Source organism: Kitasatospora sp. CM 4170, assembly GCF_032110285.1.
GTDB lineage: Bacteria > Actinomycetota > Actinomycetes > Streptomycetales > Streptomycetaceae > Kitasatospora > Kitasatospora aburaviensis.
Genome location: NZ_CP134877.1, coordinates 1,297,086 through 1,313,644, shown reverse-complemented (window position 1 = coordinate 1,313,644; position 16,559 = coordinate 1,297,086). Strand labels below are relative to the sequence as shown.

General features: G+C 75.5%; 15 protein-coding genes. 8 read left to right on the top strand and 7 right to left on the bottom strand.

Going from position 1 to position 16,559, the window contains the following annotated elements; all coding sequences use genetic code 11:
* Window positions 1-106: 106 nt before the first annotated feature.
* Window positions 107-853 carry a hypothetical protein gene (locus tag RMN57_RS05595; RefSeq protein WP_313762252.1) on the bottom strand — a complete coding sequence of 249 codons (747 nt, stop codon included), beginning with the start codon at window positions 851-853 and terminating at the stop codon, window positions 107-109.
* A gap of 204 nt (window positions 854-1,057) precedes the next feature.
* Here RMN57_RS05595 and RMN57_RS05590 point away from each other — a divergent pair, with 204 nt between their 5' ends.
* The 3 genes from RMN57_RS05590 to RMN57_RS05580 all read left to right on the top strand — a co-directional run bounded on the left by RMN57_RS05590 (window position 1,058) and on the right by RMN57_RS05580 (window position 6,148).
* On the top strand, window positions 1,058-2,707 hold the full coding sequence (locus RMN57_RS05590; protein ID WP_313762251.1) for a 4-coumarate--CoA ligase family protein: 1,650 nt from the start codon (window positions 1,058-1,060) through the stop codon (window positions 2,705-2,707).
* A 204-nt stretch (window positions 2,708-2,911) separates the two neighbouring features.
* Window positions 2,912-3,532, top strand: coding sequence for a TetR/AcrR family transcriptional regulator (locus tag RMN57_RS05585; RefSeq protein WP_313762250.1), 621 nt, complete (start codon window positions 2,912-2,914; stop codon window positions 3,530-3,532).
* A gap of 150 nt (window positions 3,533-3,682) precedes the next feature.
* Window positions 3,683-6,148, top strand: a complete 2,466-nt coding sequence (locus RMN57_RS05580) for a SpoIIE family protein phosphatase (RefSeq protein ID WP_313762249.1) — start codon at window positions 3,683-3,685, stop codon at window positions 6,146-6,148.
* Between the two features lie 88 nt (window positions 6,149-6,236).
* Here the strand turns inward: RMN57_RS05580 and RMN57_RS05575 are convergent, their stop codons facing one another.
* The 6 genes from RMN57_RS05575 to RMN57_RS05550 form a co-directional block, all read right to left on the bottom strand.
* Window positions 6,237-7,850, bottom strand: a complete 1,614-nt coding sequence (locus RMN57_RS05575) for an MFS transporter (protein ID WP_313762248.1) — start codon at window positions 7,848-7,850, stop codon at window positions 6,237-6,239.
* A 69-nt stretch (window positions 7,851-7,919) separates the two neighbouring features.
* Window positions 7,920-8,483 (bottom strand): helix-turn-helix domain-containing protein, encoded by a 564-nt coding sequence (locus RMN57_RS05570; RefSeq protein ID WP_313762247.1) that lies wholly within the window; start codon window positions 8,481-8,483, stop codon window positions 7,920-7,922.
* A gap of 177 nt (window positions 8,484-8,660) precedes the next feature.
* Window positions 8,661-9,053 carry a cell division protein SepF gene (locus RMN57_RS05565; RefSeq protein WP_313762246.1) on the bottom strand — a complete coding sequence of 131 codons (393 nt, stop codon included), beginning with the start codon at window positions 9,051-9,053 and terminating at the stop codon, window positions 8,661-8,663.
* Between the two features lie 268 nt (window positions 9,054-9,321).
* Window positions 9,322-9,849: a DinB family protein gene (locus tag RMN57_RS05560; protein ID WP_313762245.1), complete on the bottom strand. Its 528-nt coding sequence runs from the start codon at window positions 9,847-9,849 to the stop codon at window positions 9,322-9,324.
* Window positions 9,850-9,921: 72 nt separating this feature from the next.
* A complete protein-coding gene (locus RMN57_RS05555) occupies window positions 9,922-10,689 on the bottom strand; it encodes a VTT domain-containing protein (RefSeq protein WP_313762244.1) in 768 nt (255 codons plus the stop codon).
* 62 nt (window positions 10,690-10,751) lie between these two features.
* Window positions 10,752-12,086, bottom strand: coding sequence for an MFS transporter (locus tag RMN57_RS05550; RefSeq protein ID WP_313762243.1), 1,335 nt, complete (start codon window positions 12,084-12,086; stop codon window positions 10,752-10,754).
* Between the two features lie 188 nt (window positions 12,087-12,274).
* On the opposite strand from RMN57_RS05550, the gene RMN57_RS05545 reads away from it, so the two are divergent.
* The 5 genes from RMN57_RS05545 to RMN57_RS05525 all read left to right on the top strand — a co-directional run bounded on the left by RMN57_RS05545 (window position 12,275) and on the right by RMN57_RS05525 (window position 16,550).
* On the top strand, window positions 12,275-13,468 hold the full coding sequence (locus RMN57_RS05545; RefSeq protein WP_313762242.1) for an ROK family transcriptional regulator: 1,194 nt from the start codon (window positions 12,275-12,277) through the stop codon (window positions 13,466-13,468).
* Window positions 13,469-13,700: 232 nt separating this feature from the next.
* Entirely contained in the window at window positions 13,701-14,117 is a 417-nt protein-coding gene (locus RMN57_RS05540; protein ID WP_313762241.1) for a TOBE domain-containing protein, read from the top strand.
* 35 nt (window positions 14,118-14,152) lie between these two features.
* Complete coding sequence (locus RMN57_RS05535) at window positions 14,153-14,605, top strand: hypothetical protein (RefSeq protein WP_313762240.1); 453 nt, start codon at window positions 14,153-14,155, stop codon at window positions 14,603-14,605.
* Between the two features lie 77 nt (window positions 14,606-14,682).
* A complete protein-coding gene (locus tag RMN57_RS05530; protein WP_313762239.1) occupies window positions 14,683-15,432 on the top strand; it encodes a glycerophosphodiester phosphodiesterase in 750 nt (249 codons plus the stop codon).
* Window positions 15,429-16,550: a winged helix DNA-binding domain-containing protein gene (locus RMN57_RS05525; RefSeq protein ID WP_313762238.1), complete on the top strand. Its 1,122-nt coding sequence runs from the start codon at window positions 15,429-15,431 to the stop codon at window positions 16,548-16,550. Before RMN57_RS05530 ends, RMN57_RS05525 begins: the two co-directional genes overlap by 4 nt.
* Window positions 16,551-16,559: the final 9 nt, after the last annotated feature.

The following is a 16,559-nucleotide window of genomic DNA, read 5'->3' as shown; positions in this document are numbered from 1 at the left end:
GGCCCCGGCCGTGAGCCGGCCGGGGCCCCTGCGCGGGTCCGACGATCCCCGCCGGGCGCGGGAACCGTCGGACCCGCGCCTGCGCGGCGCGCGGTGGCGGTGCCGGTCAGGACTCGGCATTGCGTCCGGAACGCCGGCGCAGCGAGCGGACCCCGAACCAGCCCGCGGTGGCGATCAGCGCGGCGCCGCCGAGCACCTCCCCGGTGTTGGGGCCGGAGGTGCCGCCGCCGCCGGTGCCGACACCGCCGACGGGGTGGGGCTTCGGGGAGTGGCTGGGGGAGCCGCTGTGGGTGCCGGGCGTCGGCGAGGGCGACGCGCTCGGCGAGGGCGAGGGCGAGGGCCTCGGCGAGCGGGTGGGCGAGGCCGTGGAGGTGGGCGAGGCGGTGGAGGTGGGCGAGGCGGTGGACGTCGGCGAGCCGGTGGCGGTCGGCGAGCCGGTGGCGCACCGGACCATGAAGGTCTTGTGCTTGGCGCTGCCGTTCTCACCGACGAAGGTCCAGGTGAGCTGGTAGTGACCGTCCGGGAGGCTGTAGTTGCTGGTGCTGCCGGTGCCGTTGGTCAGTACGAGCGCGCTGGCCAGCACCAGGGCGTTCCCGGTCGGCGGCTGCTGCTCGATCGTCCAGCTGACCAGCTGGATGGTGTCGAAGTTGAACGCGTCCAGGTAGAACTGGCAGACCTGCGGGTCGTTGTTCTGGCTGTCCACCGGGGTGGTGCTGGCGTGGATCTTGACGTCGCCGTTGTCGCCGGGTGCGGCGACCGCGAGCGGCGCCGACGCGAAGGCGAGCGCGGCGGCCGCGGCGGTGGCGGCCAGGATCCGGCGCGGGGCGGGCAGCTGTCGGGTGGTGCGTCTCACGGTGGGGTGCTCCCTGGTCGGGGGCCGCCCTCGGGGGCGGGCGGCCATGCAGGAAACGGTCGGCGCGTCCGCCGGGCGCGGCAAGCGTGCCACGCGCGCGCCCCCGAACCTTCGTCACAATGGCGCATCGCTCCGCCACTGTCCGTATGCTCCTGTCCCGCGCGCCCGGCCGACGGTGCTCCGTGACCGTCCGCAGCCCGTTTGATGATTCGTCAACTACCTGCGAGGAGGCATGCCTTGGTGTTCCACAGCGAGTTCCCGGATGTCGCGGTCGTCGACCTGCCGATCCATGAGGCGGTCCTGGGCGGCGCCGACCGCTTCGGCGACCGGCCGGCCCTGGTGGACGGGGTCACGGGGGAGTCGGTGAGCTACGCGCGGCTCGGCGCGGCGGTGCGCCGGGTGGCCGCCGGCCTGGCCGAGGCGGGCGTGCGGCGCGGCGACGTGCTGGCGCTCTTCAGCCCGAACACGATCGGCTATCCGATGGCCTTCTACGGCGCCACCCGGGCCGGCGCCACGGTGACCACGGTCTCCTCCCTCGCCACCGCGGGCGAGCTCGCCGGCCAGCTCGCCGACAGCGGCGCCCGCTGGCTGGTCACCGTCTCGCCGTTCCTGGCCACCGCCCGGCAGGCCGCGGAGAAGCTCGCCGCCGAGGGCACCCCGCTGGCGGAGATCATCGTGCTGGACGGGGCCGAGGGTCACCGCTCGCTGGCCGACCTGCTCGCCGCCTCCGGCCCGGAGCCGGAGCCCGGCCTCGACCCCGGCACCGACATCGCCGTCCTGCCCTACTCCAGCGGAACCACCGGCCTGCCCAAGGGCGTGATGCTCACCCACCGGTCGATCGCCACCAACCTGGCCCAGACCGACGCCCTCTACCGCCCCGCGGTGGGGGAGCGGGTCCTCGCCGTCCTCCCGTTCTTCCACATCTACGGCCTCGCCGCGCTGCTGAACCAGCCGCTGCGGTGCGGCGCCACCGTCGTCGTGCTGCCCCGCTTCGACCTGGAGCAGTTCTGCCGCACCATCGAGGAGCAGCGCGTCCAGGCGCTGATCGTGGCGCCGCCGATCGCCCTGGCGCTGGCCAAGCACCCGATCGTCGACCGCTTCGACCTCTCCTCGCTGGAGTACCTGCTCTGCGCGGCCGCGCCGCTGGACCACGAGCTGGCCGAGGCCTGCGCCCGCCGGCTGGGCCTGCCGCGGATCCTCCAGGGGTACGGGATGACCGAGCTCTCCCCGGTCACCCATGTGGTCTCGCCGCACGAGAGCGACCCCTCCCCGGGCTCGGTCGGACGGATGGTGCCCTCCACCGAGCTGCGGGTCGTCGCGCTCGACTCAACCGGCACCGGCACCGGATCCAACATCGGCACCGGCACCGACCTCGGCCCCGGCGAGCGGGGCGAGCTGCTGATCCGCGGCCCGCAGGTGATGAAGGGGTACTTCGGCCGCCCCTCCGACACCGCGGCCACCATCGACGCCGACGGCTGGCTGCACACCGGCGACGTCGGCTACGTGGACGAGCGCGGCTACCTGTTCATCGTCGACCGGGTGAAGGAGCTGATCAAGTACAAGGGCTACCAGGTCGCCCCCGCCGAGCTGGAGGCACTGCTGCTCGGCCACCCCGGGATCGCCGACGCGGCGGTGATCGGGGTCGCGGACGCGGACGGCACCGAGCGGCCCAAGGCCTTCGTGGTCCGCGCGCCCGGCTCCACGCTGACCGAGGAGGAGGTGACCGCCTTCGTGGCCGGCCAGGTCGCCCCGTACAAGAAGGTCCGGGCGGTGGAGTTCCTGGACGCCGTGCCCAAGTCCGCGGCCGGCAAGATCCTCCGCCGGGAGCTGCGGGCGCGGGAGGCCGGCCGCTGAGCCGTCGGCCCGCCGCGGTGGGCGCCGCCCGGTACGCCGCCGGGCCCGCCCGCCGCACGCGCAGGCCCGCCCCGCCCACGCGGGCGAAGCGCCGCCCGCCGCGCCCGCCCTCCCGCGCGCACGCGCCCGCCCGCCGGGCCGCTCCCGCGGTCTGCGAGGATCGACCCCTGAGCACCGCCGCACGGACAGGACCAGTCGCCGCCGATGACCACCCACCCCGCCGCCCGCACCCCGCAGCAGGACCGCAGCCGCGCCACCCGGCGGCGGCTGCTGGCGGCGGCCGTCGACTGCCTCGCCGAGGTCGGCTGGAACGGCTCCACGGTCAGCGTCGTCGCCGAGCGCGCCGGCGTCTCCCGCGGCGCGGCCCAGCACCACTTCCCGACCCGCGAGGACCTCTTCACCGCGGCCGTCGAGCACGTCACCGCCGAACGGCTGGCGGCCGTCCGCGCCCACGCGGACGAACTGCCCGCCGTCGGCCCGGCCCGGACCGAGGCCGTCGTCGACATGATCGTGCGCCTCTACACCGGCCCGCTGTTCCGCGCCGCCCTGCACCTGTGGGTCGCCGCCGCCACCGAGGAGCCGCTGCGCGAGCGGATCGTCGCGCTGGAGGGCCACGTGGGCCGCGAGGCCCACCGGGCCACCGTGGAGTTCCTCGGTGCGGACGAGAGCGCGCCCGGCGTCCGCGAGACCGTGCAGGCCACCCTCGACATGGCGCGCGGCCTCGGCCTGGCCAATCTGCTCACCGACGACAGCGCCAGACGATCCGGGGTGATCCGGCAGTGGGCGAGCGTTCTTGAGGGTACGCTGCGGCCGGTACGCCCATGACGCCCGTACACCAGGTGCGTCCGGCACGCCCCTGACCAAGGGGTCGCCGGTCGGCCGATGTCCGTGCAGTCTGGAGAAGAACCCCGGCCGGCACGGACCGCGAGGCCCCCGCCCGGCCGGGCACGAGCCGAACCGGGGTGCTGTCTGATCATGCACGGACACGAGTGGGACGCGACCGAAACCGCCGGCCCCGCGCCGGACGGAACCCCCGCACGCCTCGACGGCCACCGCCTCGTCCCGCTCGCCACCGCCCTGCTCCAGGACGACGGACTCATCCTGCACTGGAGCGAGGACGCCGAGGCCCTGCTCGGCTTCTCCGCCGACGAGGCCGTCGGCAGCTACGCCGCCCAGCTCCTCACCTCCGGCGACGACCGCCCCGAGGTGCTCGCCCTGTTCGAACGCATCATGAGCGGCAAGGGCTGGTCCGGCATATTCCCCGTCCGGCACCGGGACGGGCGCGTCGTCGAGCTGGAGTTCCGCACCTACCCGATCGCCGGACCGGCCGGCACCCTGCTGCTCCTCGCCACCGCCTCCGACACCGCGGCACTGCACCGGGTCGAGGCCGACCTGGCCGTCCTGGACGGCATCTTCGGCCAGTCCCCGATCGGCATGGCCGTCTACGACACCGACCTGCGCTACGTCCGGCTCAACAAGGCGCTGGCCCGGATGAACGGCGTCCCCGTCGAGGAGCACCTGGGCCGGCGGATCAGCGCCGTGCTGCCCGGCATCAACAGCGCCGAGATAGAACAGACCATGCGACAGGTGCTCACCACCGGCCGCCCGGTGGTCGACGCCCGCTCGCACGGCCGCGTCCCCGGCGACCCGCGCCGCGACCGCGCCTGGTCCGCCTCCTACTTCCGGCTGCAGGACTCCACCGGCCGGGTCTTCGGGGTCTGCTCGTCCATCATCGACGTCACCGAGCGGTTCCAGGCCGAGGCCCGCGCCGCCCGTGCGCAGGAACGTCTCGCCACCATCGCCGAGGCCACCGCCCGGATCGGCACCACCCTCGACCTGCAGCGCACCGCCGAGGAGCTGATCGAGGCCGTCGTGCCGCGGTTCGCCGACTTCGCGACCGTCGACCTGCTGGAGCCGGTGCTGCGCGGCGCCGAGCCCACCACCATCCCGCTGGACCGCTCCGTCCAGCTGCGCGCCGTCGCCGTCGGGGAGTCCTACGAGTCCGGCCTCGCCCTCGCCGTCGACACCGTCGGTGAGGTCTCCGAGTACGCCCCCGACCGCAGCTACACCCAGTGCCTGCGCAGCGGGCGGCCCCTGCTGCGCTCCTACGTCGACGAGGAAGTGCTGCGCGGCCTGGTCGCCACCCCGGAACGCGTCGCCCCCGGCATAGCGGCCGGCATCCACTCCTACCTGATGGTGCCGATGACCGCGCGGGGCATGGTGCTGGGCGGCGCCGAGTTCATCCGGATGCGCAACCCGGAGCCGTTCACCGACGCCGACGTCGCCCTCGCCGAGGAGCTGGTGGCCCGCACCGCGCTCGCCGTCGACAACGCCCGGCTGTACCGGCGCGAGCGCGAGACCGCGCTGACCCTGCAGCGCAGCCTGCTGCCGCAGGAGATCCACCGCACGCTCGGGCTGGAGATCGCCTACCGCTACCTGCCCAGCAGCGTGGTCAGCGAGGTCGGTGGCGACTGGTTCGACGTCGTGCCGCTCTCCTGCGGCCGGGTCGCCCTGGTGGTCGGGGACGTGATGGGCCACGGCATCCGCGCGGCCGCCACCATGGGCCAGCTGCGCACGGTGGCCCGCACCCTCGCCACCCTGGACATGCCGCCCGAGCAGGTGCTGACCCGGCTCGACGAGACCGCCTCGGGCATCGGCGAGGGCCAGTTCGCCACCTGTATCTGCGCCGTCTACGACCCGCTGGAGCGCACCGTCCAGGTCGCCTCGGCGGGCCACCTGCCCCCGGTCTGGGTCGGCCCGGACGGCACCACCCGCAGGGTCGACGTGCCGCCCGGCGTCCCGCTCGGCGTCGGCGGGGTGGCCTTCGAGTCGATCGAGTTCGCCCTTCCCGAGGGCGCCATGGTCGCCCTCTACACCGACGGCCTGGTCGAGCGGCGCGGCCAGGACCTCGACGACGGCATCGACCTGCTCGCCCGCACCCTGGCCGGGCCCGGCCGCACCCTGGAGGAGAGCTGCGACGCCGTCCTCGGCGCGCTGGTCACCGACGGCACCGACGACGACATCGCGATGATCATGGCCCGGGTGCTGCCGCTGCCCGCCGACCGGATCGCCACCCTCCCGCTCACCGGCGGCGGCCGCCTGCCCGGCAAGGCCCGCCGGTTCACCCGCGCCACCCTGGAGACCTGGGGCCTGTCCGCGCTCTCCGACTACGCCGAGCTGCTGGTCAGCGAGCTGGTCACGAACGCCCTGCTGCACGCCGACGCCCCGCGCCGGCTCCGGCTCTTCCGCGACCGGGTGCTCACCGTCGAGGTCGCCGACGCCGGCGGGCAGACGCCCCAGCTGCGCCCGTTCGCCGAGCAGGACGAGGGCGGCCGCGGCATGTTCCTGGTCAGCGAGCTGGCCCAGCGCTGGGGCAGCCGGCTGACCCGGGACGGCAAGGTGGTCTGGGCCGAGCTGGAGCTCCCGTTCGGGACGGTCTGAGACCGCCGGCCCGGACGCGCGGATCCCCGCGCCCCCGGTGGGGGACCCGGGGATCCACGTCCGACGGCGCGGGCACCACGGACCGGTGCTACGCGTCCGCCTTCACCCGCTCCGCCGGCTGCTGCTGCACCTGCCGGTCCTCGTACTGCACCGGCTGCTCCTCGTGCTGCACCTGCCGGTCCTCGTGCTGGGCGGTTCGCGGCAGGCCGCGCAGCAGGCGCCAGGCCAGCGCCGAGGCGGCCAGCAGCGAGGCCCCGGCCAGGACCGCCGCGACGTTCATGCCGTGCACGAAGGCGCCGCGGGCGCTCGCCAGCAGCGGTTCGGCCAGCGCGGCCGGCAGGCCGGCCGCCGCCTCCACCGCGCCGCCCAGCGACTCGCCGGCCCGGGCCGCCGCCTCCGGGCCGGTCCCGGCCGGGACGGCCAGCCCGCTCGCGTAGAGCGAGGTCGCCACCGATCCGACCAGCGCGATGCCGAGCGCGGTGCCCAGCTCGTACGCCGTCTCGGAGACGGCGGACGCGGCGCCGGCCTTGTCGGCGGGCGCGGCGCCCAGCACCAGGTCGGCGCCGAGCGTGTAGACCACGCCCTCGGCGGTGCCGACGATCAGGAAGGCGGCGGCCACCACCAGGTAGGTGGTGTCCTGCTGCACCCAGCCGATCATCCCGACGCCGAGGCCCATGGCCAGCAGGCCCGCGGTCAGCGCGGCCCGGGCGCCGGTGCGCCGTACCAGCCGGGCGGTCAGCAGGCCGCCGACCACCGCGCCGGCGAAGGCCGGCAGCTCGGCCAGGCCGGCCTGGAGCGGCTCGTAGCCGCGGACCAGCTGCAGGTACTGCGAGGTCACGAAGACCACGCCGGAGAGGCCGATCAGCGCGGTGAGCGAGGCCAGCACGGCGGCGGTGAACCGCCGGTCGGCGAAGAGCCGCACGTCCAGCAGCGGGGCCGGCAGGCGCAGCTGGCGCCGGACGAAGACGGTCAGCGCGGCGGCGCCCAGCACGGCGGCGACGGGGACGTCCCAGCGGGCGACGCCGTGCGCGGCGGCCTCCTTGACGGCGTAGACCACGCCGATCACACCGGCCAGCGAGAGCAGCACGCTGAGCACGTCCCAGCGACCCGGCCGCGGGTCGCGGGACTCGGGCAGCAGCCAGGCGCCGAGCACCAGCAGCAGGAGCACCACCGGGATGTTCAGCAGGAAGACCGAGCCCCACCAGAAGTGCTCCAGCAGTGCCCCGCCGACGACCGGGCCGAGTGCGGCGCCGGCGGTGGCGCCGGCGCCCCAGATGCCGATCGCGGTGGCGCGCTCGCGGTCGTCCGGGAAGAGGCCGCGGATCAGCGAGAGGGTGGACGGCATGATGGTCGCCCCGGCCACGCCGAGCAGCGCGCGGGCCAGGATCAGCCAGCCCGGGCCGGGGGCGTAGGCGGCGAGCAGGGACGCGACGCCGAAGGCGGTGGAGCCGGCCAGCAGCAGCTTCTTGCGGCCGATCCGGTCGCTCAGCGCGCCCATGCTGACCAGCAGGCCGGCCAGCACGAACGAGTAGGCGTCGCCGATCCAGAGCAGCTGGGTGCCGCTGGGGCGGAGCGTCTCGCTGATCGAGGGTATGGCGAGGGAGAGGACGGTCGCGTCGACGGCGACCAGGGTGACGGCCAGGACGAGGACGGCGAGGCCGGTCCAGCGCTGGCGGGGGCTGGTGTGGAGGGTGCTGCTCATGGGGTATCGGTTTCCGACCGCCGGAACCGGCGGCCTGTGCGTCCGAGGTGCTGTGGGTGGGTGGACGTGTTACTGCGGATGCGGCTGCGGCGGGGTGCGCAGGGCGCCGCCGAGGAAGAGCTCGGCGAGCGAGAACGCCGCGTCGCGCGGGGCGAGCCGGCCGTCCTGGATGGCCCAGCCGATTCCGGCGACCAGGTCGAAGAAGGCCTCGCTGAGCCAGGCGGCGGAGAGCTCGACGCGGAAGACGCCCTGCTGCTGGCCGCGCAGGAACAGCGCGTGCATCCGGACGATCTGCGACTCCCAGAGCTCGTCGATGGCCTCGTCGTCGTAGAGCTGGTTCTCGCCGGCCAGGAAGGCGCAGAGCGCGGCGTCCGGGACGACCGCCTCGACGAGGCGGCGCAGCGCGGCGTGCGCGTCGCCCTCCTCGATGGCCGCGGTGTCCAGGGCGGCGCGGAACCGCTGGAGGCCGAGCAGGCCGACCTCGCGGATCAGGGCCTCCCGGCCGGGGAAGAGCCGGTGGAGGGTGGCGCGGCTGATGCCCGCCGCGCGGGCGATCTCGTCGAGGTGCGCGGTGGGGCGGCGGGAGAGCACGCCCACGGCGGCTTCGAGGACGGCATCGCGATCGGTGGCCATGATGCAAGCATACATCGATTGAGACATCAGTGTCTCAATCTGAGCCGAGGTGATGCAGATGAGTCGACAGTGAAGCGTTGTGGGCGGGTGGGCGACTCCGGGCGGACAGCAAAGAGACCGGGGACGGCGGTGGCCGTCCCCGGTCTCTCTCGTCGCGCGCCGGCTGCGCGCGGACGCTCAGCTCTGGTTGTAGAACCCGGTCTCGTCCAGCGGTCGGTCGATCACCATCACCTCGACGTCCGCCGGGGTGAGCAGGAACACCCGGCGGGCGATCCGCTCGATGCCGCCGCAGGTGCCGAAGACCAGCCCGGAGGCGAAGTCGACCATGCGCTTGGCCTCGGCCTCCTCCATCTCGGTGAGGTCCATGACCACCGGGGTGCTCGCCCGGATGTGCTCACCGACCGTCCGGGCGGCCTCGAAGCCGGTCGGCCGCAGGGAGACGATCTTCGTGGGCGCGGGGGAGGACGGTACCGTCTCCTGCTCGATCCACTCGTCGTCGTACACCGCGGCCGGGTAGTTCCCGGAGGGCATCAGCCACCCGTTGTGGTGCTCGTCGCGAAGTGCTCCCATGCCGCGCCTCCCTGCCTCGTTCCGTACAGGTCCCCCGGTGCGCGTGTCCTTTTGACACGTCATCCACTCGTCGGAACTGTCCGAGTATCGCACTGATCACCGGTCCCGTGCCCGCTCGCGACCCCCGTACGAGTCGTGCCGCGCCGGAAACCCGGGCGAACCCGGGCAACTGTTGCGACGCAACGGAACCGCGGACGGTTGCGCGCGTAGACCATATCGGTCGCGGTCACCGCTTATTTGACCCTTTGTCAACAATGCGGAAACGATTTCACTCGCCGGTGACGCCGTCCACCAGCTCCCGGAGCAGATCGGCGTGCCCGTTGTGCCGTGCGTACTCCTCGACCATGTGGACGAGGATCCAGCGGAGCGTCACCTGCTCGCCCCGGCGGTCGCGTTTGGCGACCGTCTCCAGCGGCAGGCCCTCGGACGCGGCCCGGGCGGCGGCCACCTCGGCCCGCCAGGCGGCGAAGTCCGCCGCGGCGTCGGCGCCGTCGACGTTGTCGAAGTCGCCGTCCGGGTCCTCGCGGGTCCAGTACAGGCCGTTGGGGCCGGTATCCTCGCCGGCCAGGACGGTCCGGAACCAGTACCGCTCGACCTCGGCCATGTGCCGGACCAGCCCGAGCAGCGAGAGCGTGGACGGCGGGACGGACCGCAGCTTCAGCTGCTCGTCGGTCAGCCCCTCGCACTTCAGCGCGAGGGTGGCGCGGTGGTAGTCGAGCCAGGCGGTCAGCATCGCGGGCTCGTCCGCCGTCATCGGGGGATCGATCCGGGTGGTGGTCGTCGTCATGGCGGCCATCGTGGCGCACCCGGCGGCGCGGACGCGAGCGAATAGTCGGCGGGGGCGGGGCGTGCCGCCGCCCGGGGGCGCTCAGGCCGCGCTCGAACGCCGCCGCGCGGCCGCCCGCCAGAGCCCCACCAGGCTCCCCACGACCAGCACGCCGATCGTGCCGGCCGAGAGCAGGAACGCGGCCGAGCCGGGCTGGTCCGCGCTGGCGGCCGCCGTCACGTAGACGGCCGTCGCCGGGGTCACGCCGATCGCGGTGGCGGTCAGGAACGGCACGAACCGCACGCCGGAGAAGGCCGCCCCGTAGTTGCCGGCCTGGAACGGCAGCCCGGGCAGCAGCCGCAGCAGCAGCACGCTGCGGAAGCCCTGCTCGGTGAACCGCTTGTCCAGGGCGAGCAGCAGCCGCCCCCGCAGGTAGGGGCGGAGCGCCTCGCGTCCGAGCAGCCGCCCGAGGGCGAAGGCCATCGCCGCGCCGAGCGTCGTGCCGAGCACGGCCATCGCCACGCCCTGCTGGATGCCGAGGAGCAGCCCGGCCGCCGCGTTGAGCGCCGGCCGGGGGACGAAGGCGAGCGTGCCCACCGCGTACACCGCGACGAAGACCGGTGTCAGCCAGTACCCGGGCACCCCGGCGGGCAGGCCGCCGGAGAGCAGCGCCGTCGGGCTCCAGAGCAGCAGCGAACCGGCCGCCGCGCCGAGGACCAGCACCAGCAGCGCGAACCGCAGCCGCGCCGAGCGTGCGGCCGGACCGGCCGGAGCTGCGGCCGGCCCGGTGGTCGGCGGTTCGCCGGCGGGCGGCTCGGCGGCGGGCGGCGCGGGCGGTGCGGGTGGTGCGAGCGGCATGGTGTCGGGCACCGAGCGAGCCTAACCGCTGCGCCCGCCCGCCCGGGCGCGCAGGCCCGGGCGGGCGCCCACGGCTACCGGCCCGAGGGCGCGGCCGCCGCTCCGGCCGCCGGCCGGGCACCGGCGTCCGGGCCGTCCGGGCCGTCCGGCTCGGCGCGGCGCAGTGCGCCCGCGCTCGGCAGCAGGGCGAACGCCAGGACGGTGACCACCCCGAAGGAGACGGTCAGCGAGGTGGCCTGGGCGAGCCCGCCGACGATGGCGGGGGCGACCAGCCCGGAGGTGTACGTCACGGTCGCGACGCCGGCGATGGCCTGGCTCGGGTTGCTGCCGATCCGGCCGGCCGCCGCGAAGGCCAGCGGGACGACCACCGCTATCCCGATCCCGATCAGGGCGAACCCGGGGATGGCCAGCAGCGGGCTGTCCGCACAGACCACCAGCACGCCGCCCGCGGCGGCGACCGCGCCGCTCAGCCTGGTCGCCCGGACGGCGCCGAGCCGGCGGATCACCGCGTCGCCGGCCAGTCGGCTGACCGCCATGGTCAGCGAGAACGCCGTGTACGAGGCCGCCGCGAGGGTGGCGGAGGCGCCGGTGACGTCCTTGAGGTAGACGCCGCTCCAGTCCATCGAGGCGCCCTCGGCGAACACCGCGCAGAAGCCGACCAGGCCGATCACCAGCGAGCTGCGCGGGGGCAGGGCGAACCGCGGCGGCGCCTCGGCCTCCTCGGGCGCCCGGAAGTCGGGCAGGCCGCGGCAGACCGGCTGGGCCAGGGCGCAGAGCACCAGGGCGGTGACGGCCAGCTGGAGGCGGGCGTCGAGGTCCTGGTGGGCGGCGAGGATGCCGAAGGCCGAGGCCAGCAGCCCGCCCGCGGACCACATCCCGTGCAGCCCGGACATGATCGAGCGCCCGAGCCGCCGCTCGATCTCCACGCCCTGCGCGTTCATCGCGACGTCCGCCATGCCGGCGGTCGCGCCGTACACCAGGAGGGCCGCGCAGAGGGTCGGCAGCGAGGGGGCGAGCGCGGGCAGGATGAGCGCCAGGCACCAGACCGAGAGCAGTCCGCGCACCGCCGCCCGTCCGCCGTGGCGGTGGACCACCCGGCCGGCCAGCGGCATCGCGACGAACGAGCCGATCGCCGGCATCACCAGGGCGAGGCCGAGCTGGCCGGGCGAGAGGTCCATCCGGTCCTGGATCCACGGGATGCGGGTGACGAAGGTGCCGCCCACCGCGCCGTGCACGGCGAACACCAGGGCGATGGCGGTCCGCGCCCGGCGCGGCCGCTCCAGCACCTCGTCGGCCGGCCCGGTCCCGGCGGGCGCCGCCCCTCTCGGCGCCGCCCCGTTCGGCGCCGTTCCCGCCGGCCCGGCGGCGAGCGGCCCCGCGGGGGGTCCTGCGGTCGGTGCGTCTGTCATCGGGTCTTCCCTCCCGGCCGCGCGGCGCGCGGCGATGCCCTGTGGGTGGTGGTTGCCGTAGGCGCTCCCACCGGGTGTGGGGGTTCCTACTGGCATCTGCCCCGGCGGACGGCCGTCCGTGCCCGGTGCGGTTCGATAAATTATCAGGAAGGGACCCTGATAGAAACACTCTGGAAGGATGCACTTCCATGACCACCGCGCGTACGGCCACGCCGAGCACCGCCCGGGCGATCAACGACCGGCTGGCGCTCAACCTGCTGCTCGAACAGGGACCACTGACCGCAACCGAGCTGCGCGACCTCACCGGCCTCTCCCGCCCCACCGTCGCCGACCTGCTGGAGCGCCTGCAGCGCACCGGCCTGGTCGCCGTGGTCGGCGAACGCGGCGAGCAGCGGCGCGGCCCCAACGCCCGGCTGTACGCGCTCGTCGCCTCGCGGGCCCACCTCGCCGCCGTCGACGTCCGCTCCGGGGGCGTCAGCCTGGTCGTCGCCGACCTCGCCGGACAGGCCCTGGCCACCGCCGAGCTGGCCGTCGAGGGCGACGGCGACGACGGGACCGCCGAGCGGATCGTCCGCACCCTGCACGACACCGCTCGGCGGGCCGGCGTGGAGCGCCTGCACACCGTCGCCGTCGGCGCCCCCGGCCTGGTCGACCCCGCCACCGGGCGCCTCCACAGCACCGGCGCGCTCCCCGGCTGGCACACCGAGCTCCTCGCCGCACTGCGCGAACTGCCCGGCACCGACGTGATCCTGGAGAACGAGGTCAACCTGGCCGGCCGCGCCGAGTACCGGATCGGCGCCGCCCAGGGCCGGGACACCTTCGTCCTGATCTGGCTCGGCCACAGCGTCGGCGCCGCCGTGGTCCTCGACGGCCGGCTGCGGCGCGGAGCCTCCGGCGGCACCGGCGAGATCTGCTTCCTGCCCGTGCCCGGCACCTCCGGCCTGCCCAGCGCGGTCGGCTGCGAGGAGGGCTTCCACGGCCTGGTCGGCAGCGCCGCCGTCTGCGCCCTCGCCCGCGCCCACGGCCTGCCCGCCGACGCCGCCGACGACGCGGCCGCCGCCGAGGCCGCCGTGCGCGGCGCAGTCGACGCGCTCGGCGGGGGCGAGCCGGGCGGCGCCTTCCTGGACGAACTCGCCGCACGGATCGCCGTCGGCGCGGCGGCCGTCTGCGTCGTGCTCGACCCGGGCTGCGTCGTGCTCGGCGGCGAGATCGGCCGGGCCGGCGGCGCCGAGCTGGCCGGCCGGGTCGAGCGCCGGCTGGCCGGCCTCTCGCCCCTGCGCACCGAGGTCCGGGCCGGGACGGCGGGCGGCGGTGCGGTGCTCGCCGGCGCCGTCCTCACCGCCGGCGACGCCGTCCGGCGGGACCTCTTCGGCGAGCCGTAGGCCCCGTCCGGCACGATCGGCCGGACCGGACCCGGGGCGCGCGGACGCGGCCGTCGGGCGCCGTCTGCCCTGCTCGCCGCCCGTTCGACCGGTGGCGGCCCGGTCCGCTTGGCCCCGGGGGCGCCCGGTACGGCAGGATGGCGGCGACGGTCGCGACCGCGGCCGCCGCGACCCCGCGGACGGCCCCGGCCCCTCCGGGGTCCCCGATCCGAACCACCGTCAGGAGTCACCCATGGGCCAGTCCGAGGCGCCGGTCAACCCGTACCGGATCGGCGAGGCGGCGGCGATGCTCGGCGTGAGCGCCGACACCATGCGGCGCTGGGTGGACGCGGGGCGGGTCGCCGCCGAGCGCGACGAGCACGGCCACCGGATCATCCCCGGAGCCCAGCTGGCCGCCTTCGCCCGGGAGCTCGCCCGCCCCGAGAACGCCGAGGCCGAGGGACGGCCCTCCTCGGCGCGCAACCGGTTCCCCGGCATCGTCACCGACGTGGTGCTCGGGGACGTCGCCGCGCAGGTGGAGATCCAGGCCGGACCGTTCCGGGTGGTCTCGCTGATCAGCCGGGAGTCGGCCGAGGAGCTCAAGCTGGTGCCCGGCACTCCGGCGACCGCGGTCATCAAGTCGACCAATGTGATGATCGAACGACGCTGACGCTCCGCTCCCGCCGACGAGAGGACCACCGCCCGATGCCCCACCCGCCGCTGCCGTCCACCCAGAGCGCCGTGTTCGCCGTCGAGGCGATGGCCGCCCGGCACGGCCGCGAGGTCCGCGCGAGCCACGACATCGGCCACGACCGGACCTTCGCCGGGCTGGTCGGCGCCGACGCGGCCGCCGGCGGCTCCGAACTCGACGCGATACCCCACGAGGCGCTGCTGGAGATCGCCGGACGGCCCGCGATCACCGTCCGCCTCTTCGTCCACGACGAGGCCGTGGTCACCGTCGACGACATCGCCTTCGACGTGCCGCGCGACAGCGTGCCCGCCTTCCTGCACTCGGTCTGGACCGGCCTGGTCCACGTCAAGCAGCGCGCCTTCCCGCCGTCCTGCACGCTGATCGTCACCGTCCCCGGCGAACCGAGCTACCGCGAGGCCGTCACCCACCTCCAGCTGTCCCCGTGGCTCGCCGGACTGATCCGCTGAGCGCCCACCGCCCGACCCGGCGCCGGCCGGCCCTTGTGACCCTAAGCGCGACCGACCCGAGGAACCCCACCGCCGCGATGAACGCCCGCCCGACCGCCGCCCGCCCGACCGCCGCCCGCGCCGCCGCCGACCTCCGACCGGTGCTCGCCGTCGCCCACCGCGGCGACCCCTACCGGTACCGCGAGAACACCCTGCCCTCCGTCGAGTCCGCGCTCGCCGCCGGCGCCGACGCCGTCGAGGTCGACGTCCGCCTCACCCGCGACGGCGTGCCCGTGCTGCTCCACGACGAGACCCTGGAACGCCTCTGGGGCGACCTGCGCCCGCTGCGCCGCGTCCCGCTCGACCAGTTGGACGAGCTGCGCGACGGCGACCTCACCGTCCCCACCCTCGCCGAGGCGCTCAAGACCGTGGCCGCGACCCCCGCCGCCCGGCTGCTGATCGACCTGGACGACCCGCACCCCGTCGCGGCCACCTGGGAGGTCGTCACCGGCCTCGGCCTCGAACACCGGGTGGCCTTCTGCGGCCCCGCCACCGCGATGCTCGCCGTCCGCGCCGCCGCCCCGCACGCCGAGATCGCGCTGACCTGGAAGCAGCCCCGGCTGCCCGTCCGCGCCCTGCTCGACGACCTGCGGCCGACCTACCTGAACCCGCCGTTCGGCCTGGCCACCGCCGAGTTCACCGCCGCCGCCCACGACGCCGGGCTCGCCGTCTCCACCTGGACCGCCGACCTGCGCCGCACCATGCGCCGGCTGTGCGCCGCCGGCGTCGACTCGATCACCACCAACCGGATCGACCTGCTGCGCTCCGTCCTGGACGGCCGGCGGTGAGCCGGACGCCCGCGGCCGGCCCGCCCGTCCTGGGCGCCCGGGCGCTCGGCCGCGCGCTGCTGGCCCGTCAGCACCTGCTCGCCCGCTCGACCATGACGGCCGGGGCGATGGTCCGCCACCTCGGCGGCCTCCAGGCCCAGGCGGCGCCGCAGCCGCCCTACCTCGGCCTGCTCAGCCGGCTTGATGGCTTCGCCCACGAGCAGCTGACCGCGTTGATCGAGGGCCGCGAGGTGGTCCGGATCGCCCTCCAGCGCGGCACCATCCACCTGGTCACCGCCGACGACTGCCTCACCCTGCGCCCGCTCGTCCAGCCCGTGCTCGACCAGGGCCTGCGCAGCGCCTACGGCAAGCGGCTGACCGGCCTGGACCTCGACGCGCTGGCCGCCGAGGCGCGGGTGCTGGTCGAGGAGGAGCCGCTCACCTTCCAGCGCCTCGGCGCGCTCCTCGCCGAAAGCCGCCCCGACCGCGACCCGGCCGCCCTCGCCCAGGCCGCGCGCTGCCGGCTCCCGCTCGTCCAGGTGCCGCCGCGCGGCATCTGGGGCCGGAGCGGCGGCGCCGCGCACACCACCGCCGAGCACTGGCTCGGCCGCCCGCTCGACCCGGCGCCCTCGCCGGACGACCTGGCGCTGCGCTACCTCGCCGCCTTCGGCCCCGCCACCACCGCGGACCTGCAGAAGTGGTGCGGCCTCAGCCGGCTCGGCCCGGTCCTGAAGCGGCTCGAACCGCAGCTGGTGACGTTCCGCGACGAGCAGGGCCGACTCCTGTACGACCTGCCCGACGCGCCCCGGCCGGACCCGTCCGTTCCGGCGCCGGTCCGGCTCGTCGCGCCCTTCGACAACCTGGTCCTCTCGCACGCGGACCGGACCAGGGTGCTGCCCGAGGAGTACCGGCCGCGGGTGATGACGCAGAACGGCATCGTGCTCGGGATCCTGCTGGTCGACGGCCTGGTCGCCGGCAACTGGGAGCTGACGGAGGACAGGGCCGGCGAGCGTGCCGTGGTGATCCGCCCGTTCGCGGCGCTGGGGCGGGCCGACCGGCAGGCGGCCGAGGCGGAGGCCGATCGGGTCCTCGCGTTCGCCGCCGGCGGCGGGGCGGTCCGCTTCGAGGAGGCGGAGTAGGCCGCAGAC

Excerpts from the sequence above, each read along its gene's own strand:
- RMN57_RS05550 (WP_313762243.1), bottom strand. The coding sequence starts at position 12,086 with ATGACAGACGCACCGACCGCAGGACCCCCCGCGGGGCCGCTCGCCGCC.
- RMN57_RS05540 (WP_313762241.1), top strand. The coding sequence starts at position 13,701 with ATGGGCCAGTCCGAGGCGCCGGTCAACCCGTACCGGATCGGCGAGGCG.
- RMN57_RS05580 (WP_313762249.1), top strand. The coding sequence starts at position 3,683 with ATGCACGGACACGAGTGGGACGCGACCGAAACCGCCGGCCCCGCGCCG.
- RMN57_RS05590 (WP_313762251.1), top strand. The coding sequence starts at position 1,058 with ATGATTCGTCAACTACCTGCGAGGAGGCATGCCTTGGTGTTCCACAGC.
- RMN57_RS05530 (WP_313762239.1), top strand. The coding sequence starts at position 14,683 with ATGAACGCCCGCCCGACCGCCGCCCGCCCGACCGCCGCCCGCGCCGCC.
- RMN57_RS05545 (WP_313762242.1), top strand. The coding sequence starts at position 12,275 with ATGACCACCGCGCGTACGGCCACGCCGAGCACCGCCCGGGCGATCAAC.
- RMN57_RS05575 (WP_313762248.1), bottom strand. The coding sequence starts at position 7,850 with ATGAGCAGCACCCTCCACACCAGCCCCCGCCAGCGCTGGACCGGCCTC.
- RMN57_RS05560 (WP_313762245.1), bottom strand. The coding sequence starts at position 9,849 with ATGGCCGCCATGACGACGACCACCACCCGGATCGATCCCCCGATGACG.
- RMN57_RS05565 (WP_313762246.1), bottom strand. The coding sequence starts at position 9,053 with ATGGGAGCACTTCGCGACGAGCACCACAACGGGTGGCTGATGCCCTCC.
- RMN57_RS05585 (WP_313762250.1), top strand. The coding sequence starts at position 2,912 with ATGACCACCCACCCCGCCGCCCGCACCCCGCAGCAGGACCGCAGCCGC.
- RMN57_RS05570 (WP_313762247.1), bottom strand. The coding sequence starts at position 8,483 with ATGGCCACCGATCGCGATGCCGTCCTCGAAGCCGCCGTGGGCGTGCTC.
- RMN57_RS05535 (WP_313762240.1), top strand. The coding sequence starts at position 14,153 with ATGCCCCACCCGCCGCTGCCGTCCACCCAGAGCGCCGTGTTCGCCGTC.